Genomic DNA, 19,904 nt, shown 5'->3' on the forward strand with positions numbered 1-19,904 from the left:
ACCTATTCCATCATGTTCCTACTATTAGGAAAAGAGCTATAATTTTCAACACTAACAAAACTACTTCCCAATCTTTTACACAGCAACCTATCGAACCTCCAACTTCAGAAAAATAGTTGAAAGACAATCAAGGAAACAAACCTCTCTTCTTCATTTTGATTGGTTTCTTATTTCTCTAAAGTTTTAATGTATTCCGTTAAAACCCTGAATCCAATGTTAGAAACTGTATCTTTTGTTATAAAGGCTATTTCCCTCAATTTTTGATGTAAACTAGGTGGCAACCTTAACACTGACTGTGCTGGCTCTGATTTTCTACAGTAGATAAGGCTTCCTCATAAACAGATTCAATTTCCCTAATTGCTTTTAAGTCTGCTGATTCAACAATCGCCATACCTTCGCGAGAGGCACGTGCAATTGCAATTCGCTGACTCAAAAAACTATCGAACCTTGTTAAGTTGTCAAAACAGCTTAAAAAAGCATCACATTCTTCAATTCCTGTTTTAGTTACAACTGGATTAGTATTCACTCGATTAAGTAAGATTCTTGCTTGAAAGTTTTTGTTACAACTCTGAGCACCGGCAACTAAGTTGCTCAGAGTGTTAAACGTCCACATATCAGGTGCAGATGGAAGAATCGGAAATATAGCTAGATTAGCTAATGATAAGGCAGCCCTTAAAGTTTCATCTACTCTTCTTGCGTCAACAATAATATCTTGATATTTGGACTGTAAAGCTTGTAGCTCATTTCCGATTACTACACCAATGTTAATTTGGCCTAACACCTTGTGAATACTGTTAATTTTCGGTAAACTTTTGTCCTTGTCTCGCTGGGATGCCCACAAGGTAGCTAGCATTAATGGGTCAAGATCATAGAGAAGGACATTTCTACCTTCCCTAGCACGCATCACCGCTATATTTGTGGCTATGGTCGTTTTACCAGTACCACCTTTTTGACCACCAACAACTATTATCATAACACACCTCGTAATATTTTAATTCACTTGGCGTCTACTGAAAAATCAATAAGGGCAGTTTACATAATCCCATTTCAATGTTCAAGAAAAAGCGCTCCGGTGCTCATTCTTTATTTATAAATAATATTCTTAATTCAATCCTTTGCTTTCTTCTCAATATATCTACATATCAGAATAGACAGCTCATATAATACTAACATTGGAATTGCAAGCCCTACTTGGCTTAGTACATCAGGTGGAGTTAAGATTGCAGCAATAATGAAAATTACCACTATCGCAATTCTCCGTTTATTTGACAAACTTTGTGCAGTGATTAGCCCTACTCTCACCATTAAGGTTAGTATGACTGGAATTTGAAATGCAGTACCAAACGCAAACATGAATTGAAGAACAAGGTCTAAATATTCACTAACCGATGGCATAAACTCTATTGGTATACCGAAAGATTTACTGCTATGTTCAAAAGCAATAAAAAATTTCCAGGCTAAGGGAAATATGTAGTAATAAACTACGGAAGCTCCTGTTATAAACAAAACTGGTGTTGCAATTAAATATGGCAATAACACTGCCCTTTCTCTTTTATATAAGCCAGGTGCTAGAAACATGTAGAATTGCCATGCAAACACAGGAAAAGAAAACAACAGTGCACTCATTATTGCAACCCTGAGATATACAAAAAACGCTTCTGTTAAGTCTGTATAGATTAGAGAAAAATCATTGCTATCTTTTGTAACTTCTATTAAAGGTGCAAGTAAAAAGCGGTATATATTTTCTTTAAAGTAGTAACAAAACCCGAAGGTAACACAAAAAAATAGAAAGCAAAAAATAACCCTTTTTCTAAGTTCCGCAAAGTGCTCATAAAATGAAGCATATTTTTGTGAGTTTTCGTTCATACTTTACAATAAAGCTATATCTAACATTCTCAGTGAAAAAGCCCATTCATTATCGTACCACGCTGCAACTCTACAGATATCACCTGTGACATATGTACCAGCTAAATCCACAATTGCACTATAAGGGTTATGGACAAAGTCTATTGAAACTAAAGGCTCCGTGCATACAGAAAGTACATTTGACATTGGATAACCCTCTGTCATCCTAGTACCCTCTGATGTCATCCCAGTGCTTGACACTGGGATCCAGAAATTAGATTCCAGCGTCACGCGCTGGAATGACGTAGAGGAGAGAGCTGCATCCTTAAACATTTCATTTATTTCTCTAGCTGTTACCTTCTTATCAGTCGTAAATTTAAAATCAACCATAGAAACGTTGCTAACCGGAACTCTAATAGCAGTACCATCTAGCTTACCCTTTAACTCAGGAATCACAGAACCAATTGTTTTTGCTGCTCCAGTTGTAGTTGGCACCATAGAAAGGCCACAAGCCCTTGCTCTACGCAAGTCTTTATGATTACCATCAAGAATATTTTGATCATTCGTATAGGCATGTATAGTGGTCATAAAACCGCTTTTTATACCTAGATTGGAGTGTAAAATGTGTACAATCGGAGCCAGACAGTTTGTAGTACAAGAACCTGCTGAGATCACTTTATGCTCCTTTTTTAGCATATCGTTATTTACGCCGTAAACTACAGTTACATCAGCATCTGAAACTGGAGCAGAGACAATTACTCTCTCTGCATTATGCTTTGCTGCTTCCGCACGCTTGTTGAATGCACCAGTGCATTCAAGCACTACATCAATATTCCAAGGAATATTTTCAGGGCTACGTTCTCTATATAAAGAAAATTTCTTGCCGTTTATAGATAGCCAATTTTCAGACTCGTTAAAATCAATATCGCCGTTAAATTTGCCATGAACAGAGTCATATTTAATCAAATGTGCATTCTGCTCAGCACTGAGCGACCCATTTACCGCCACAACTTCTATTTGCTCGCTATAGTTTTCTACTTCAAAAATAGCACGCAATACACTTCTGCCTATTCTACCAAGACCATTAATTCCTACACGAATTGTCATTTTTCCATCTTAAAAGTTTAATTATAGAGGATATTGCCTGATATTTCATTCTATTCTTTTAGTTGTTAATCCTAATTTCATAATATATTGATGCTTATCTTGACTAAAGAAACTGTATCACTTAATTAATAATGTCTAAATTTTAACTTGGAGTAGGTTATGCATGGATTACCAATGACAAATTCAGATAATCAGTATCAGCAAAGAAAAATAGAAGCATTGCAAAAAGAAAATAAAGGACTGTCAGAAAAAGTGAAAACACTACAGAAAATGTCAGTGCTGCAAAATGAAATGCTAGTAATGCTACAGTGGAAATCAATAACAGAGAAACTGCGCACAGAAATATTAAAAAAACTGCTAGAAGCACCTCAAGAAGCAGCAGCATTTCAATTAGAAGAAAGAGATGAAGATCAGCAAGTAATAGAAGACATACTGAATATGCAAGAAGAATTTGAATCTTTACAAAATTTGGAAAGTACTACTATTGAACAAACAAATATTCAAGGACAGAGCATATAGCTCTTTCCTACTCTTCAGAGTTAGCTAAATAGCTGACTCTGAAAAGTAGATAACATTCTTTTACCTTTTTTATTTAGTAAATTCCTTAATATTTCTAATTATAAAGAACCCGTCAGTTATTTTTGTATTTTACGGCTAAGGATATTACTCTTTAATATCTTAATAATTAATTTGATTAAGTAACTATAGTACTATATTATTTAACTCAATATTAATGATAATTATTATGGATTTAAAAAACTTACAACAAGAGTTGCTTGGAATAATTTTTCTCATACTTGCACCAATTAATGCAGAAGAAGAAGGAGATATGAAGGAGCGAGCATTAGAGATTATAGGTATATTAAAAGATCATATTAATGATGATATAGAAATGAACAATCTGAGAATGACAATTTTAGACTGCATTATCCTGTGTGATAGTCAAGATAACGTAAGGTTAAATAACAGATCGTTATTAGACTTAGAAGATGCCGTCAAAAGTATTGGAGGGAAAACTTCACAAGAGTTAGGGCGAGTAAATCAGATTCCACAGCAACCAAATAGTATTGGGTTAGCGTTAGCAGAAGCTACAATACAATATGAGGCGCATGTGAGAGAAACGGAAGAAAGAAATATAAGGATTATCAGCTCAATTGGAGTATTAGGTATAACAGCCTTAGGAGTTAATCTTGGAAAATCAAAAGTGAGTGAAATTATTGGTACAACACTTGGAGGACTGTTATCCATGCCAATAATGATTATGTTACCAGCATCAATAGCAGTAGCGTTAGAAAACAGGAATTCAGAGCTTAGAGAGGTAGTACAATATTCTCTTGATGCAACAAGTAAACCATCAAGGATTGGGTTAGTAGCAGCTTTAGGAGCAGGCACGATGATGTTAATTAACAGTATAACTAGCAACAGCGCTGAAACAAATATGGAATTATTAGGCTCTGGTCTTATAGCTGCAACTGGAGCTGGAATTGGTGCTGCATTGTCAACGGCTTGGTAGGGAACGTTCAAAAAAGTGTGTCAAACCGAAAAAAAAAGTAATAAATTGATATAAAAAATGGAGGTTTGATATGAGTCAAGCAAATAGAACTACTGGTTTGGTAGATTATAAAGAATTAGAAACAAATATCCTGTCATCTATACGAGAAGGAAGACCATTGACAGGAAGAGATGGAGCATTAACACCGTTTATAAAAAGGTTGCTAGAGGCAAGTCTGGAAGGTGAAATAGAAAGCTACATGTCAGCTGAAAGTGAAGAAAATAACCGAAGAAATGGGAGAAACGCAAAAACTTTACGCACGAGTGCAGGCTCATTTGAGCTGCTAATACCAATTCCCGCTATACAAGCAACGAATAGACAATAATGGAAAAAAAGCCATACTGGAGTAAGTAAAATAGCGAGGTTTAGATGGCATTAAGATCAAAATTATTGGATGAAAAAGTGGTGGAATCAGCAAAAGAGATGCTGAAGAAAGTAAGAAATAATGCGTATGTTGCAAAAAAACTAAATGCTGTAATTGCAGCAAAAAAGCACAGTATAACAGCTGTAGCAAAAATATGTTGCATTTCGAGAAAGGCAATTACTACATGGATAAAGCACATAAAATTTGGAAGAGAAGAAAAATTATTTTCTCCACCTCAACGCCGTAGAAAAACTATATTGAACCAAAGTCAACTTGAACAAATTGAGGTGTGGATAGAGGAAAACCCCAATATTACTATTAGAGAAATGAGAATAAGAATCCAAGAAAGATTTGGTTTGAATATCAGCAAATCCACAATACATCGTAATATGCAAAGAATGAAATTCTCATATATCACACCAAGACCAGTTCATAGTGGACAGGATAAAAATAAGCAAGAGGAGTTTAAAAAAAAACCTCAATGAAACTATTGTCATGCATTCTGAAAAAGAGCTATTTTTCTTCGATGAATCACGGTTTGGTACACATTCAAAAGTTGGACATGGGTGGTTTAAAAAAGGCAGTAGGACACAGGTTAAGGTAAAATTAGGTAGGGAAAATTTTTATCTCTATAGTGCAGTTAATCCCAGAAATGGAGAGAATTTTAGCTTATTTGCACCAAACGTCAACACTGCTTGTATAAATATATTCCTTGAACAGATGTCGCAATATTTAGGAATACGAAAGGCTTTTCTCGTGATGGATTGCGCTAGTTGGCATAAGTCAAAAAGTTTAAAGATACCTAAAAATATCGAAATTATATACCTACCACCATACTCACCTGACCTCAATCCTGTTGAGAGGTTTTGGTTATATATAAAACAGAACATTTTGCGCAATAAAATCTACGATACAATTGTTCTGCTTGAGAGCGCTTTGTGTAAATTTATTACCTCTCTTTCCCCTTCCACGGTTAAACAACTCTGCAATGCTTCTTATTTGGTTCATTAATAATGAGAGTTGGTATAACACCAAGAGATAGGGAGGGAAGCTTTGAACCACAAATAGTCAAAAAAAGGCAAACAAGCCTACATCCAGAACTTGAAGCAAAGGTCTTAAGCACATATGCCAGTGGCATGGGATACAGAGATATAGCTTCACATGTTGAGGAAATATATGACCACAAAATATCAGCAGCAGAGATATCTAGTATTACCGATAAACTGCTACCAGTAATCAATGAATGGCGCAGCCGCCCACTGCAATCAGTGTATCCAATAGTATTTATGGATGGCATGTTTTTTAAGGTCAAGGAGGACGGACATTGCATAAGTAAATGTATGTATAATATATTGGGCATAAATCAAAATGGCAGAAAAGAAGTATTAGGTTTTTATTTGGCTGAAAGTGAAGGAGCTAACTTCTGGTTGGGAGTACTAAATGACCTCAAAGAAAGAGGAGTAGAAGATATTCTAATTGCCTGTATTGATGGGCTAAAAAGCTTTCCTACCGCTATAAATAGTGTATTTCCTAAAGCAGAAGTACAGCTATGCATAGTGCATCAGATAAGGAATTCACTGAAGTATGTATCTAGCAAAGATGTAAAAGTTTTCATAAATGATTTGAAAAAAATATATCGGGGAACGTTCAAAAAAGTGTGTCAAACCGAAAAAAAAGTAATAAATTGATATAAAAAATGGAGGTTTGATATGAGTCAAGCAAATAGAACTAATGGGTTGGTAGATTATAAAGAATTAGAAACAAATATCCTGTCATCTATACGAGAAGGAAGACCATTGACAGGAAGAGATGGAGCATTAACACCGTTTATAAAAAGGTTGCTAGAGGCAAGTCTGGAAGGTGAAATAGAAAGCCACATGTCAGCTAAAAGTGAAGAAAATAACCGAAGAAATGGGAGAAATGCAAAAACTTTACGCACGAGTGCAGGTTCATTTGAGCTGCTAATACCAACTCTCATTATTAATGAACCAAATAAGAAGCATTGCAGAGTTGTTTAACCGTGGAAGGGGAAAGAGAGGTAATAAATTTACACAAAGCGCTCTCAAGCAGAACAATTGTATCGTAGATTTTATTGCGCAAAATGTTCTGTTTTATATATAACCAAAACCTCTCAACAGGATTGAGGTCAGGTGAGTATGGTGGTAGGTATATAATTTCGATATTTTTAGGTATCTTTAAACTTTTTGACTTATGCCAACTAGCGCAATCCATCACGAGAAAAGCCTTTCGTATTCCTAAATATTGCGACATCTGTTCAAGGAATATATTTATACAAGCAGTGTTGACGTTTGGTGCAAATAAGCTAAAATTCTCTCCATTTCTGGGATTAACTGCACTATAGAGATAAAAATTTTCCCTACCTAATTTTACCTTAACCTGTGTCCTACTGCCTTTTTTAAACCACCCATGTCCAACTTTTGAATGTGTACCAAACCGTGATTCATCGAAGAAAAATAGCTCTTTTTCAGAATGCATGACAATAGTTTCATTGAGGTTTTTTTTTAAACTCCTCTTGCTTATTTTTATCCTGTCCACTATGAACTGGTCTTGGTGTGATATATGAGAATTTCATTCTTTGCATATTACGATGTATTGTGGATTTGCTGATATTCAAACCAAATCTTTCTTGGATTCTTATTCTCATTTCTCTAATAGTAATATTGGGGTTTTCCTCCATCCACACCTCAATTTGTTCAAGTTGACTTTGGTTCAATATAGTTTTTCTACGGCGTTGAGGTGGAGAAAATAATTTTTCTTCTCTTCCAAATTTTATGTGCTTTATCCATGTAGTAATTGCCTTTCTCGAAATGCAACATATTTTTGCTACAGCTGTTATACTGTGCTTTTTTGCTGCAATTACAGCATTTAGTTTTTTTGCAACATACGCATTATTTCTTACTTTCTTCAGCATCTCTTTTGCTGATTCCACCACTTTTTCATCCAATAATTTTGATCTTAATGCCATCTAAACCTCGCTATTTTACTTACTCCAGTATGGCTTTTTTTCCATTATTGTCTATTCGTTGCTTGTATAGCGGGAATTGGTATAACACCAAGAGATAGGGAGGGAAACTTTGAACCGCAAATAGTCAAAAAAAGGCAAACGAGCCTACATCCAGAACTTGAAGCAAAGGTCTTAAGTACATACGCCAGTGGCATGGGATACAGAGACATAGCTTCACACGTTGAGGAAATATATGACCATAAAATATCAGCAGCAGAGATATCCAGTATTACTGGTAAATTGCTACCAATAATCAATGAATGGCGCAGCCGTCCACTGCAATCAGTGTATCCAATAGTGTTCATGGATGGCATGTTTTTTAAGGTCAAGGAGGACGGACATTGCGTAAGTAAATGCATGTATAATATATTGGGTATAAATCAAAATGGCAGAAAAGAAGTATTAGGTTTTTATTTGGCTGAAAGTGAGGGAGCTAACTTCTGGTTGGGAGTTCTAAATGACCTCAAAGAAAGAGGAGTAGAAGATATTTTAATTGCCTGCATTGATGGACTAAAAAGCTTTCCTACAGCTATAAATAGTGTATTTCCTAAAGCAGAAGTACAGCTATGTATAGTGCATCAGATAAGGAATTCACTGAAATATGTATCTAGCAAAGATGTAAAAGTTTTCATGAATGATTTGAAAAAAATATATCGTGCTTCAAGTAAAGAAATCGCTGAGAATTATTTGCTTGAGCTGGAAGAAAAATGGAGTGAAAAATATCCCTTAGTTACAAAATCGTGGCAAAACAATTGGGAAAATTTATCTAGTTATTTTAAGTATTCTGGGCCAGTTAGGAAGATGATTTACACCACCAATCCAATTGAGGGGTTGCATAGACAGATCAGAAAATTTACTAAAACTAAAGGTTCATTTACCAGTACAAATGCCTTGTACAAACAGGTATATTGTGCTATAAAAAAGGTAGAGCAAAAGTGGATTACTGCTTTGCCTAACTGGGCTTTAACTATGTCTCAACTTGATATCTTTTTTCCTGGCAGGTTAAAAATTGAGTTGAATTGAAAATGCGGTTTGACACACTTTTTTGAACGTTCCCTTCATAAATGATTTGAAAAAAATATATCGTGCTTCAAGTAAAGAGATTGCTGAGAATTATTTGCTTGAGCTGGAAGAAAAATGGAGTGAAAAATATCCCTTGGTTACAAAATCATGGCAAAACAATTGGGAAAATTTGTCTGGTTATTTTAAGTATTCTGGACCAGTTAGGAAGCTGATTTACACCACCAATCCAATTGAGGGATTGCATAGACAAATTAGGAAATTTACTAAAACTAAGGGCTCATTTACTAATACAAATGCCTTGTACAAACAGGTATATTGTGCTATAAAAAAGGTAGAGCAAAAGTGGACTACAGCTTTGCCTAATTGGGCATTAACTATGTCTCAGCTTGACATTTTCTTTCCCAACAGACTGAAAATTGAGTTGAACTAAAAATGCGGCTTGACACAGTTTATTTAACACTCCCCTTTGGTAAGAAGAGCATTGACTAATCGTTTTGCTGTTCCTACAAATTTGGAAAATGTTGTCACTGAACAACAAAATATTCAAGGACAGAGCATATAGCTACCTTTATCGTTATCCCAGTGTTGTAAAGCTGGGGTAACACCTTCCGCTACGCAAATCACCTACAAAACACAATCTTTTTATTTCCCCAAACAATTAGTTGTGAATTTAAGTATTCATATTAATATAGTAAATATTTACTTAATATACTAGTATTTACCTTGACTAAACAATTATAGTGCTGTATGATTTGTACTTAAGCTTTAATAGTGAGGTGTTGATGGACACACAAGAATTAGAAAACTTACAGAAAAGTTCATCAATAAAATCCCAAGATGCTGAGGAGAAAACATCAGAAGAGTTGGAAAGAAATTTAAACCCGAATGAAGCCAATAATGAAATTCTAAGAGAAGTTGAGTTGAGAAGACAGAGAGTAGCTGAAACAAGTAAACTGGTTGGATCAATGATTGGAGTATTCTTAGGCACAATGATATATTCTAAAATCTATCAAGAATACGAGGGAGAAACATGGACAGAGTCATTAATGAATGGTTTTATAGCCGCTGTTTCTTTGGGATTTGGCTTCCTTTTAGGAAAAATAATTAATCCTACAAATGAAGCTGTTTCTACAAATCTGGAAAACGCTGCTGTTGAGCAACCTAACGCGCAGCAAACCCTACCCTTCTGTACATAAAACGACAAATTCTATAACTAAAAAAAGTACTTCCCCATTTTCAAAGCACTGCATACAATAGAATTATATTGCAGTGTCTTATACTCATCCTGAGATATAGGAAAACAATCTATACAACATTTTAAGCTGGCTCAGAGCGCTGGCAAACCCAATACCATAATTTACAAGGAGGACTTATGAATAAGAAATTTCTCTATTCACCATTATCAATAAAAAGCATAGAAGAAAACGGAGTATTTTCTGGCTATGCGAGCGTTTTTAATATAGTTGATAAGCAAAATGATCTGATATTACCCGGAGCATTTAAGAGCCTGTTCATAATCTTTTGAGGAGCAAGGCAGTAAAAGCTAGAACGACCATTTGTAGTCTAGTATTGAGTTTACGCTCGCAATTTTTCCATAACCGTCTACACTTTTCCAGCCAAGCAAAAGAACGCTCTACAACCCACCTTTTTGGCAATACAACAAAGGTATGTAATTCACTTCGTTTTATTACTTCAACGGTTGCACCAATAGTCGTTTTTATTTGAGTTGCAAAATTTTCTCCTGTATAACCTGCATCAACTAGTATATTTTGAACTTCGGAAAGATTTTTTCTTGCGTTACAAATCATCTCTACAGCAGCAGTACGATCTCCGATATTAGCTGTAGTAATATAAATTGCATGTGGCAAACCTTGCGTATCTACTGCAATATGACGCTTTATTCCTGAAATTTTCTTGCCGGCATCATAACCTTTTTCTTCAGCAATATCGGTGTTTTTTACACTTTGAGCATCAATGATGCAGAAGCTTGTTTTTGTATTCCGACCACTGTTGAAACGAACCTCTCCAACTAATTTTTTTTAAGACAATTTCTAGAACACTTTCTCTATCTTCATTCGGTTTTTTACTCCATCTCTTGAAGTAATCGTAACAATTGCGCCATTTTGGAAACTCTTTTGGTAGCATTCGCCACTGACAGCCACTTTTTAGCACATAAAGTACACCGCAAAATAACTCATATAAATCCAGTTTTCTTGGTTTTGTTTTTTTTCTACAGGATTCTAGATCTGGTAATATAATCTCAAATCTTTCCCGACTTATATCACTTGGGTATACACTCCTCATATATCCTAACTTATATACATTATCTCTTAGTTTATTCCTTTCTTGAGATCATGTACAGGTTCTTAGTTTATTCCTTTCTTGAGATCATGTACAGGTTCTAAGAACAACTTAAATAAAAGTCAGATAAAACTTCTTTGGCAGCATAATCCGAGCGAGCCTATAGGTAATATTACAGATATTTGCGAAAATGATATTGGCCTATATATAACTGCACATTTGCTTTTGGGTATTCAAAAAGCAGAGGAAGCATATTTAATGCTCAAAACTGGAACTATTAACGGACTTTCGATTGGCTATATACCAATAGAGTATGATGTTGATCATGAGAGCGGAGCTCGAGTGTTAAGACAAGTGGAGCTATGGGAAGTTAGTTTGGTCACTTTCCCTGCAAATTTGGCAGCTCAGGTAATCAACGTGAAAAATCAGAACAATGAACAAGAAATGTTAGCAAGAGCAATAGAAAAAGCAAATTCTGTGCTTACGAACATGTGTATTTCTGCTTAAAATCTATAAAAACTTTCACACAATTTAACATTTATATTATAATTTATTTAATAATTATATTAATATATATAACTTTAATACTTTAAAAATTAGGTAATTTTATGCTAAATGCTAACAATAAGGTTCATTACGAACCTAGTATTAAACAAAAGGAAAAAAAATACAGCTTGTCCACTGTTCTTGCTTGGCTATATCTAAAAACAATCGGACGAATATTGCCAGGGAGGTGGAATCAATGGGCAGAGAGTATCCTACACCACAATAAAGTTATTGTGGATAATGGAGTTCAGACTGAGATAATGAGTAAAAATAAAACTACGCAGACTAAATATGATAAAATAGAGGGTAAAAACTTCCAAGCTAGTTCAGAATTTGAAGGAAAAAAGGAATTAGAGGATAAGAATAAAGAATTAAATGAGGAACTGAAAGGTGTAAGTCAGGTACTCGAAGTGTTTATTGGGCTCTGTAATAATCAAGCACAGCAGATTGAAGACTTATACCAACTCTCATTATTAATGAACCAAATAAGAAGCATTGCAGAGTTGTTTAACCGTGGAAGAGGAAAGAGAGGTAATAAATTTACACAAAGCGCTCTCAAGCAGAACAATTGTATCGTAGATTTTATTGCGCAAAATGTTCTGTTTTATATATAACCAAAACCTCTCAACAGGATTGAGGTCAGGTGAGTATGGTGGTAGGTATATAATTTCGATATTTTTAGGTATCTTTAAACTTTTTGACTTATGCCAACTAGCGCAATCCATCACGAGAAAAGCCTTTCGTATTCCTAAATATTGCGACATCTGTTCAAGGAATATATTTATACAAGCAGTGTTGACGTTTGGTGCAAATAAGCTAAAATTCTCTCCATTTCTGGGATTAACTGCACTATAGAGATAAAAATTTTCCCTACCTAATTTTACCTTAACCTGTGTCCTACTGCCTTTTTTAAACCACCCATGTCCAACTTTTGAATGTGTACCAAACCGTGATTCATCGAAGAAAAATAGCTCTTTTTCAGAATGCATGACAATAGTTTCATTGAGGTTTTTTTTTAAACTCCTCTTGCTTATTTTTATCCTGTCCACTATGAACTGGTCTTGGTGTGATATATGAGAATTTCATTCTTTGCATATTACGATGTATTGTGGATTTGCTGATATTCAAACCAAATCTTTCTTGGATTCTTATTCTCATTTCTCTAATAGTAATATTGGGGTTTTCCTCTATCTACACCTCAATTTGTTCAAGTTGACTTTGGTTCAATATAGTTTTTCTACGGCGTTGAGGTGGAGAAAATAATTTTTCTTCTCTTCCAAATTTTATGTGCTTTATCCATGTAGTAATTGCCTTTCTCGAAATGCAACATATTTTTGCTACAGCTGTTATACTGTGCTTTTTTGCTGCAATTACAGCATTTAGTTTTTTTGCAACATACGCATTATTTCTTACTTTCTTCAGCATCTCTTTTGCTGATTCCACCACTTTTTCATCCAATAATTTTGATCTTAATGCCATCTAAACCTCGCTATTTTACTTACTCCAGTATGGCTTTTTTTCCATTATTGTCTATTCGTTGCTTGTATAGCGGGAATTGGTATTAGAGTTAGAGAGTGATCTTTTAGAAGAGGAAAAAGAACAATTAAACTCCACAATTAAAGAACTGGCAAAGAACTATAGAGAATTGGCAGAAATTACACAAAAACGAGGAGAAGAATTTTCAGCACAGTTTAAGGGGAAGTCTGAGGAGATATTACATTTGCAGAAAAAATTAACTGAGCGCAGTAAAGAATTTGCGAATAAAATAGAAATGCTCTCAGTAGAGATAGAAAAAAAAGATGCGAAAATATGTAGTTTAACGCAATTAAATGAAGTATTAGAACAAGAGAAAAAGGAAATGGAGACTAAAATAACGAACAACAGCAAACTATAATTGCACAAAAGAAAAAAATAGAAGAGCAAGGCACTTTAATTATTTCACTTACTGATACAAATAAAGACATAAATGAAACTGTGAAGAAAGAGAATAAAAGCCTACGAGCGCAAAACACAGAACTTAAGAGTAAATTTAGTAAGTTAAACAACGAGTCTGATACTAAGATAAAGCAACTAGAAAATCAACTTAAGGAGAAACAAGCAGAATTCACACAAGCTGAGGAAAAAATACTAAATTTAGAAAAAAAATTGGAAAGTGTTCAGCAACAATTAGAGCAAAAAAATACTGATCTAACAAATCAATTAAAAGATTCAAGTAGTAAACTAAATACTGCTGAAAAAAAGAAAAAAGACTTAGAAGATGAAGTTAACAAATTGAAAAAACAAGCTAAGAAAAAAGATGCTGAAGTAGAGAATCTTAAACAACAATTAGAGAAAGACAAAAGTGATTCAATTAGTAAACTAAATGCTACTGAAACAGAGAAAAAAGAATTAGAAAGTAAGATTACTAGTCTACAAGAACAAGTACAGGCATTAGAAAAAAATAGAGCTAAAATAGAAAAACAGAAGGCAGATTTGGAGAAAAATTTAGAGTTTTCACAAGGGGAGAATAAAAAGTTGCAAGAACAAGTTGAACATCTGAGTGCAGAACAAGAAAAAGCGAAAAGTGTTGCAGTATTATCTATTACGGATAGTACAAAAACACTTAATGAAAATTTGACATTAAAAAATCAACAGATTGAAAGTTCAATAGCTGAAGGTGGACAACAAAATTTACAAAACAGGCAAAAAAATGATAGTAAAAAGTCAGAAGTTATTAATAAAAAAAATAAAGCACCGGATACAATGAGTAGAGCATCTACTGCAAAATCAACTACAGGATCTAGTAAATCAACTTTTTCAAAAGTCAAGAACAAGCTTCTTGGTAATGAGGATCTCAATAACTTTTTATCTAAGAAAAACAAGGAGTTGAAAGAAGGTTTTCCTGAATTTGAAGGAAAACACTTTTGCCATAACGTGCTTGATGAAACTATAAAATCTTTATCAAATCAAGGTGATGGTAAATTTGAAAGTGATAAATTACTTGAGTTATTGAAAAGTAATTTGATGAAATCTGGAAGAGCGATTATAGAAATTAAGGTTAACACAATTGTTGAAAAAGTTGGTAAAAAGCATTCTATCGAACAGGTATTTTTTGTTGAAGAGTGTGCAAAAGGGTTATATTTAAATGAAGAAGATAGTAAAGCAGTAATACATTCTTTCACAGACTTTTTAGCTCACAAAAATAATAGCAATAATGATTCAGTCAAAAAATTTGTTGTGCAGAAGTTAACGGAAGCTGAAATGAAATGTTTTTCAGATAAGGTTCAAGTACTGGCATCAAGTATAAGAGATAAATTTTTATCCCCAGATCAGGGAATGTGTAATCAGACTCAAGGAGGAGTAAACGAGTATCAATTAACAGAGAAAGCTCAAAAAAAATACAAATTACCACCTAATTCTTCCATGAGTCACACTACTTCATCAAACATTCAGAGAGTAACTAGAGTAGGCTCTTAGCATAAAGCAACAGCTCCTCCTTTGTTAAAGTGTAGGAGCTGTCTTCCCAGTGTTGTCGTAGCAATTCCAAGTTTCTACCTAAATTTTTTCCTGGTTGATGACCTATGATTATTAAATCATCACCAGATAAAGGAAATTTTGGAATGTTAAACATCTTAGCAAATGAAATATACTCATCAACATTTGTTCCAGACTCAATACCACAAATCCTTATCAAGTCACAATATAATTCCTGACCAAATAAAGATATGTATTTCTTTTGCTCTTTTTCTGAAAGCTCTGTTTTGATATTGTTTGATAATAAAAATAATATTTTTTTCTTTTGCTTATTTGAAAGACGTAAAAACTTGCTCACTTCTTCCCCAAGACTCGCTCTATCTTCAGCAGTCCTAACAAGCAACGCTAATTTTGTTAGTGCATCATCTAGGAAAGGCGTATGGCCATACGCTGAGGGTTTTGTAGGAGGTTTAGTGTTGATAAGAAGTGGTGAAGATAAAATTTCGCATTTTACTTCTTTTGGAATAATTTTTTGTAAAACATCATATTTTTGCATGCTCTTAAGTGTTGGAGCAGGATCATTGCATTCCAACAACTTAAATATTTCTTCTCTTATTCTCTCTCCGGAGAGGTTTTGAATCATGTGTGAATGCTTTTTGCACACATCCAATATTTCATCACTTAAATCTCCTATGCATATTTTAGCGTGAAAACGAAACGCTCTTAAAATACGTAGATAGTCTTCCTTAATCCTATCTTCAGCGTTACCTATAAAGTTTAACTTTCGTGCTTTTAAGTCCTGAATGCCACCAAAGTAGTCGTATATATGGCCATGCTTGTCTGCATAAAGAGCATTAAACGTAAAATCGCGCCTTGAAGCATCAGCTTGCCAATCATTAGTAAACTCTACCTTCGCATGTCTACCGTCACACTTTACATCATGCCTTAGCGTTGTAATCTCAAAGGACCTCTTGTGTAAAATTGCAGTGATAGTTCCATGTTTCAGACCAGTTGGAATACTCTTTATATTGCAAAGCTTGAGCGCTTTAATTGTTTGATTAGGCAGCAGATTAGTAGCAAGATCAATGTCGTGAATTTCACGCTGTAAAATTGAATCTCTAACACATCCACCAACAAGCCTTGCCTCACCACCAAATTTCTCTATGGCCTCAATAATTACACTAGTTTCGTGATCAATTTGCATTTAGGTTACACATACTGAAAATCATGTTACAAAAAATGCGAAACTTTTGCAAAAATCCTCATATAAAAATATACAGGCGGAGTGGTAAAATAAGGGGGTAAAGTAAAAGTAAGTCTACAACAGACCCAGTGCCTAGAAACTTATAAGTATAAAAGTAATGTTAAAATACAATGTTTTCGATGATTATAAAAAAGCTGGATGAGCCACTTGCATGACACCTTTGTAGCCTTCTCTTGTCGTCCCAGTACCTGCTCAAGTAACTGACACTGGTTCCCTTTATGATGGTGTTATCCGAGTAGCTCATCCAGATTTTTATCAGGAACGTTGATTACTCTTTATTCTTCGCCCTTCCTGCACGCTTACGTTCATTTGGATCGAGGAACTTCTTACGCAAACGTATAGATTTTGGAGTTACTTCTACCAATTCATCATCGTCTATATATGCTATCATATCCTCCAGTGTCATTATTTTTGGTGGAGTAAGCTTTATAGCTTCATCGCTACCTGAAGCTCTTACGTTTGTTAATTGCTTACCTTTAAGTACATTTATTTCTAAATCATTGTCACGACTATGCTGACCGACAATCATACCACAATATACCTTATCTTGTGGCTTAACAAACATAATTCCCCTATCTTGCAGATTGAAAATTGCATACGCTACTGCTTCTCCTTTATCTGTTGAAATTAAAACCCCATTACGCCTTCCGGAAATTGAACCTTTATGTGGAGCATAACTGTGAAATAAACGGTTGATTATACCAGTGCCGCGAGAATCAGTTAAAAATTCTCCTTGATAGCCAATTAATCCCCTTGATGGCACTAAAAATGTCAACCTAGTTCTGCCACTACCAGAAGGTCTCATGTCAGTTACTTCACCTTTTCGAAAGCTAAGTTTTTCCATGATGATTCCACTATACTCATCATCTACATCAATTACTACTTCCTCTATAGGTTCAAGTTTTTTGCCATCTTCTTCTTTAAACAGCACTCGAGGCCGTGAAACTGAAAGTTCAAAACCTTCCCTTCTCATATTTTCAATCAGTACCCCAAGCTGCAACTCACCACGTCCACCTACTTCAAATGCTTCACCACTTGGAGCCAAAGTTACAGTAATTGCAACGTTTGTTTCTGCTTCTGCATATAAACGATCTTTTATAACAGTTGAGGTAAGTTTTGTTCCCTCTTGCCCAGCAAAAGGTGAGTCATTAACGCTTATAGTAATCGCCATTGTTGGCGGGTCAACTGGAGTTGAGCTGATCGCAGTTGTAACTTCTGGTGCTGCTATAGTGTCTGAAACTGAAGCTTTCTCAAGTCCTGCAATGGCAATGATATCACCAGCTACAGCTTGCTCTACTGGAACGCGTTTTAAGCCAGAAAATGAGAGTAACTTAGTTAATCTCCCTCGCTCAACCACTTGACCATCAAGATCAATTACCTTAAGATCTGAGTTAACTTGCGCGATTCCTTGGTAAATCTTTCCTGTCAATATTCTGCCAAGAAATTTATCAGATTCAAGTAAAGTAACTAGCATAGCAAAAGGTGCATTTTGATCATAAACGGAAGGTTTTATGTAATCTATCACCGTTGAAAATAATGGGCTTAAATCTTTTCTCTCATCAGATAGCTCCTTAGCACACCAACCATTTCTACCTGAAGCATAGAGTACTGGAAAATCTAGTTGCTCGTTGGTTGCATCAAGGTTAAAAAATAACTCATATATTTCATTTAGTACTTCATCAATTCTGCTGTCTGGTCGATCAACCTTATTGATTATCACAATCGGTTTTAAATTTGCCTTTAGTGCTTTTGACAACACAAACTTAGTCTGTGGCATTGGACCTTCTGCAGCATCAACCAGTAGTAATACACCATCTGCCATGCAGAGCACCCTTTCTACCTCTCCACCAAAATCCGCATGTCCTGGTGTATCAATGATATTGATTTTCTCATCACCCCACATTATTGACGTACATTTTGCAAGTATTGTAATCCCACGTTCACGTTCTTGATCACCACTATCCATCACTCGTTCTTGAACTTCTTGATTCTCACGAAACGTGCCACTTTGTTTTAACATGTTATCAAGTAAAGTAGTTTTTCCGTGGTCAACGTGTGCAATTATTGCAATATTGCGGATCGATTTAAATTCACTCATTTCTTATCATTTCAAATTTAATTTAATAACAAGTATACGTATAATATATTTAGAGTAAATAACTAAAGCCGTGCTTTCAGAGTATTTTAGGCAGATCATGGAACTCTAACAAAAAGGTTTCATGTTCGCTGTACTTTGTAGCAACTAATACCAACTCTCATTATTAATGAACCAAATAAGAAGCATTGCAGAGTTGTTTAACCGTGGAAGGGGAAATAGAGGTAATAAATTTACACAAAGCGCTCTCAAGCAGAACAATTGTATCGTAGATTTTATTGCGCAAAATGTTCTGTTTTATATATAACCAAAACCTCTCAACAGGATTGAGGTCAGGTGAGTATGGTGGTAGGTATATAATTTCGATATTTTTAGGTATCTTTAAACTTTTTGACTTATGCCAACTAGCGCAATCCATCACGAGAAAAGCCTTTCGTATTCCTAAATATTGCGACATCTGTTCAAGGAATATATTTATACAAGCAGTGTTGACGTTTGGTGCAAATAAGCTAAAATTCTCTCCATTTCTGGGATTAACTGCACTATAGAGATAAAAATTTTCCCTACCTAATTTTACCTTAACCTGTGTCCTACTGCCTTTTTTAAACCACCCATGTCCAACTTTTGAATGTGTACCAAACCGTGATTCATCGAAGAAAAATAGCTCTTTTTCAGAATGCATGACAATAGTTTCATTGAGGTTTTTTTTTAAACTCCTCTTGCTTATTTTTATCCTGTCCACTATGAACTGGTCTTGGTGTGATATATGAGAATTTCATTCTTTGCATATTACGATGTATTGTGGATTTGCTGATATTCAAACCAAATCTTTCTTGGATTCTTATTCTCATTTCTCTAATAGTAATATTGGGGTTTTCCTCTATCCACACCTCAATTTGTTCAAGTTGACTTTGGTTCAATATAGTTTTTCTACGGCGTTGAGGTGGAGAAAATAATTTTTCTTCTCTTCCAAATTTTATGTGCTTTATCCATGTAGTAATTGCCTTTCTCGAAATGCAACATATTTTTGCTACAGCTGTTATACTGTGCTTTTTTGCTGCAATTACAGCATTTAGTTTTTTTGCAACATACGCATTATTTCTTACTTTCTTCAGCATCTCTTTTGCTGATTCCACCACTTTTTCATCCAATAATTTTGATCTTAATGCCATCTAAACCTCGCTATTTTACTTACTCCAGTATGGCTTTTTTTCCATTATTGTCTATTCGTTGCTTGTATAGCGGGAATTGGTATAACACCAAGACAAAGAAGAATCTTGCTTTAGCAGTACATTTATATAAAATTAAAATAAACTAAAGTAATCATTT

General features: G+C 34.7%; 16 protein-coding genes and 7 pseudogenes. 14 read left to right on the forward strand and 9 right to left on the reverse strand.

The features are described from left to right. Positions 1 to 283: 283 nt before the first annotated feature. The 3 genes from ABWU62_RS06140 to ABWU62_RS06150 form a co-directional block, all read right to left on the reverse strand. The gene (locus ABWU62_RS06140; protein ID WP_353287838.1) at positions 284 to 973 is read right to left on the reverse strand and encodes an AAA family ATPase; all 690 of its coding nucleotides are present in this window, start codon (positions 971 to 973) and stop codon (positions 284 to 286) included. 134 nt (positions 974 to 1,107) lie between these two features. Further along, positions 1,108 to 1,866, reverse strand: a complete 759-nt coding sequence (gene tatC / locus ABWU62_RS06145) for a twin-arginine translocase subunit TatC (RefSeq protein WP_353287839.1) — start codon at positions 1,864 to 1,866, stop codon at positions 1,108 to 1,110. A 3-nt stretch (positions 1,867 to 1,869) separates the two neighbouring features. After that, entirely contained in the window at positions 1,870 to 2,952 is a 1,083-nt protein-coding gene (locus tag ABWU62_RS06150; protein WP_353287840.1) for a type I glyceraldehyde-3-phosphate dehydrogenase, read from the reverse strand. 159 nt (positions 2,953 to 3,111) lie between these two features. On the opposite strand from ABWU62_RS06150, the gene ABWU62_RS06155 reads away from it, so the two are divergent. From ABWU62_RS06155 to ABWU62_RS06180, 6 genes and pseudogenes are all read left to right on the forward strand, one after another. Then, the gene (locus ABWU62_RS06155) at positions 3,112 to 3,471 is read left to right on the forward strand and encodes a hypothetical protein (protein ID WP_353287841.1); all 360 of its coding nucleotides are present in this window, start codon (positions 3,112 to 3,114) and stop codon (positions 3,469 to 3,471) included. Between the two features lie 226 nt (positions 3,472 to 3,697). Beyond that, positions 3,698 to 4,465, forward strand: a complete 768-nt coding sequence (locus tag ABWU62_RS06160) for a hypothetical protein (protein WP_353287842.1) — start codon at positions 3,698 to 3,700, stop codon at positions 4,463 to 4,465. Between the two features lie 70 nt (positions 4,466 to 4,535). Beyond that, positions 4,536 to 4,796: pseudogene (locus ABWU62_RS06165) on the forward strand (transposase); the annotation flags it as partial. 77 nt (positions 4,797 to 4,873) lie between these two features. Then, a protein-coding gene (locus ABWU62_RS06170) for an IS630 family transposase (protein WP_353287090.1) occupies positions 4,874 to 5,879 on the forward strand; the annotation gives its coding sequence in 2 pieces (ribosomal slippage) (positions 4,874 to 5,335 and positions 5,337 to 5,879; 1,005 coding nt in all). Positions 5,880 to 5,893: 14 nt separating this feature from the next. Further along, positions 5,894 to 6,532, forward strand: a pseudogene (locus tag ABWU62_RS06175) (IS256 family transposase); the annotation flags it as partial. A 45-nt stretch (positions 6,533 to 6,577) separates the two neighbouring features. Further along, positions 6,578 to 6,838, forward strand: a pseudogene (locus tag ABWU62_RS06180) (transposase); the annotation flags it as partial. 10 nt (positions 6,839 to 6,848) lie between these two features. Here the strand turns inward: ABWU62_RS06180 and ABWU62_RS06185 are convergent. After that, positions 6,849 to 7,854, reverse strand: a protein-coding gene (locus ABWU62_RS06185; protein WP_353287646.1) for an IS630 family transposase whose coding sequence is annotated in 2 segments (ribosomal slippage) — positions 6,849 to 7,391 and positions 7,393 to 7,854 — 1,005 coding nt in all. Because the reading frame shifts where the segments join, the coding sequence is not laid out codon by codon here. An 81-nt stretch (positions 7,855 to 7,935) separates the two neighbouring features. Here ABWU62_RS06185 and ABWU62_RS06190 point away from each other — a divergent pair. From ABWU62_RS06190 to ABWU62_RS06205, 4 genes and pseudogenes are all read left to right on the forward strand, one after another. After that, positions 7,936 to 8,916, forward strand: a pseudogene (locus ABWU62_RS06190) (IS256 family transposase); the annotation flags it as partial. A gap of 34 nt (positions 8,917 to 8,950) precedes the next feature. Beyond that, a pseudogene (locus ABWU62_RS06195) lies at positions 8,951 to 9,346 on the forward strand (transposase); the annotation flags it as partial. Between the two features lie 352 nt (positions 9,347 to 9,698). Further along, positions 9,699 to 10,112 carry a hypothetical protein gene (locus ABWU62_RS06200; RefSeq protein WP_353287844.1) on the forward strand — a complete coding sequence of 138 codons (414 nt, stop codon included), beginning with the start codon at positions 9,699 to 9,701 and terminating at the stop codon, positions 10,110 to 10,112. Between the two features lie 176 nt (positions 10,113 to 10,288). Further along, a pseudogene (locus tag ABWU62_RS06205) lies at positions 10,289 to 10,423 on the forward strand (HK97 family phage prohead protease); the annotation flags it as partial. Between the two features lie 4 nt (positions 10,424 to 10,427). On the opposite strand, the gene ABWU62_RS06210 reads toward ABWU62_RS06205, so the two are convergent. Then, positions 10,428 to 11,220 (reverse strand): IS5 family transposase gene (locus tag ABWU62_RS06210; RefSeq protein WP_353287093.1). Its coding sequence is split into 2 segments (ribosomal slippage): positions 10,428 to 10,955 and positions 10,957 to 11,220, totalling 792 coding nucleotides; the frame shifts between segments, so codons are not numbered across the junction. Positions 11,221 to 11,298: 78 nt separating this feature from the next. On the opposite strand from ABWU62_RS06210, the gene ABWU62_RS06215 reads away from it, so the two are divergent. Further along, the gene (locus tag ABWU62_RS06215; protein ID WP_353287845.1) at positions 11,299 to 11,724 is read left to right on the forward strand and encodes an HK97 family phage prohead protease; all 426 of its coding nucleotides are present in this window, start codon (positions 11,299 to 11,301) and stop codon (positions 11,722 to 11,724) included. A gap of 512 nt (positions 11,725 to 12,236) precedes the next feature. Here the strand turns inward: ABWU62_RS06215 and ABWU62_RS06220 are convergent. Continuing rightward, positions 12,237 to 13,242, reverse strand: a pseudogene (locus ABWU62_RS06220) (IS630 family transposase). A 76-nt stretch (positions 13,243 to 13,318) separates the two neighbouring features. On the opposite strand from ABWU62_RS06220, the gene ABWU62_RS06225 reads away from it, so the two are divergent. Beyond that, on the forward strand, positions 13,319 to 13,657 hold the full coding sequence (locus tag ABWU62_RS06225; protein ID WP_353287846.1) for a hypothetical protein: 339 nt from the start codon (positions 13,319 to 13,321) through the stop codon (positions 13,655 to 13,657). Positions 13,658 to 13,737: 80 nt separating this feature from the next. Further along, positions 13,738 to 15,219: a hypothetical protein gene (locus ABWU62_RS06230; RefSeq protein ID WP_353287847.1), complete on the forward strand. Its 1,482-nt coding sequence runs from the start codon at positions 13,738 to 13,740 to the stop codon at positions 15,217 to 15,219. On the opposite strand, the gene ABWU62_RS06235 is transcribed toward ABWU62_RS06230, so the two are convergent. From ABWU62_RS06235 to ABWU62_RS06245, 3 genes are all read right to left on the reverse strand, one after another. Continuing rightward, a complete protein-coding gene (locus ABWU62_RS06235; protein WP_353287848.1) occupies positions 15,203 to 16,420 on the reverse strand; it encodes a CCA tRNA nucleotidyltransferase in 1,218 nt (405 codons plus the stop codon). The genes ABWU62_RS06230 and ABWU62_RS06235 overlap by 17 nt on opposite strands. A 328-nt stretch (positions 16,421 to 16,748) precedes the next feature. Next, positions 16,749 to 18,578 (reverse strand): translational GTPase TypA, encoded by a 1,830-nt coding sequence (gene typA, locus ABWU62_RS06240; RefSeq protein ID WP_007302691.1) that lies wholly within the window; start codon positions 18,576 to 18,578, stop codon positions 16,749 to 16,751. Between the two features lie 163 nt (positions 18,579 to 18,741). After that, positions 18,742 to 19,747 (reverse strand): IS630 family transposase gene (locus ABWU62_RS06245; RefSeq protein WP_353287097.1). Its coding sequence is split into 2 segments (ribosomal slippage): positions 18,742 to 19,284 and positions 19,286 to 19,747, totalling 1,005 coding nucleotides; the frame shifts between segments, so codons are not numbered across the junction. On the opposite strand from ABWU62_RS06245, the gene ABWU62_RS06250 reads away from it, so the two are divergent. Continuing rightward, complete coding sequence (locus ABWU62_RS06250; protein ID WP_353287849.1) at positions 19,741 to 19,893, forward strand: hypothetical protein; 153 nt, start codon at positions 19,741 to 19,743, stop codon at positions 19,891 to 19,893. The two genes, ABWU62_RS06245 and ABWU62_RS06250, sit on opposite strands and share 7 nt — an antisense overlap. Positions 19,894 to 19,904: the final 11 nt, after the last annotated feature.

The organism is Wolbachia endosymbiont (group B) of Gerris lacustris (genome assembly GCF_964028355.1).
Lineage (GTDB): Bacteria > Pseudomonadota > Alphaproteobacteria > Rickettsiales > Anaplasmataceae > Wolbachia.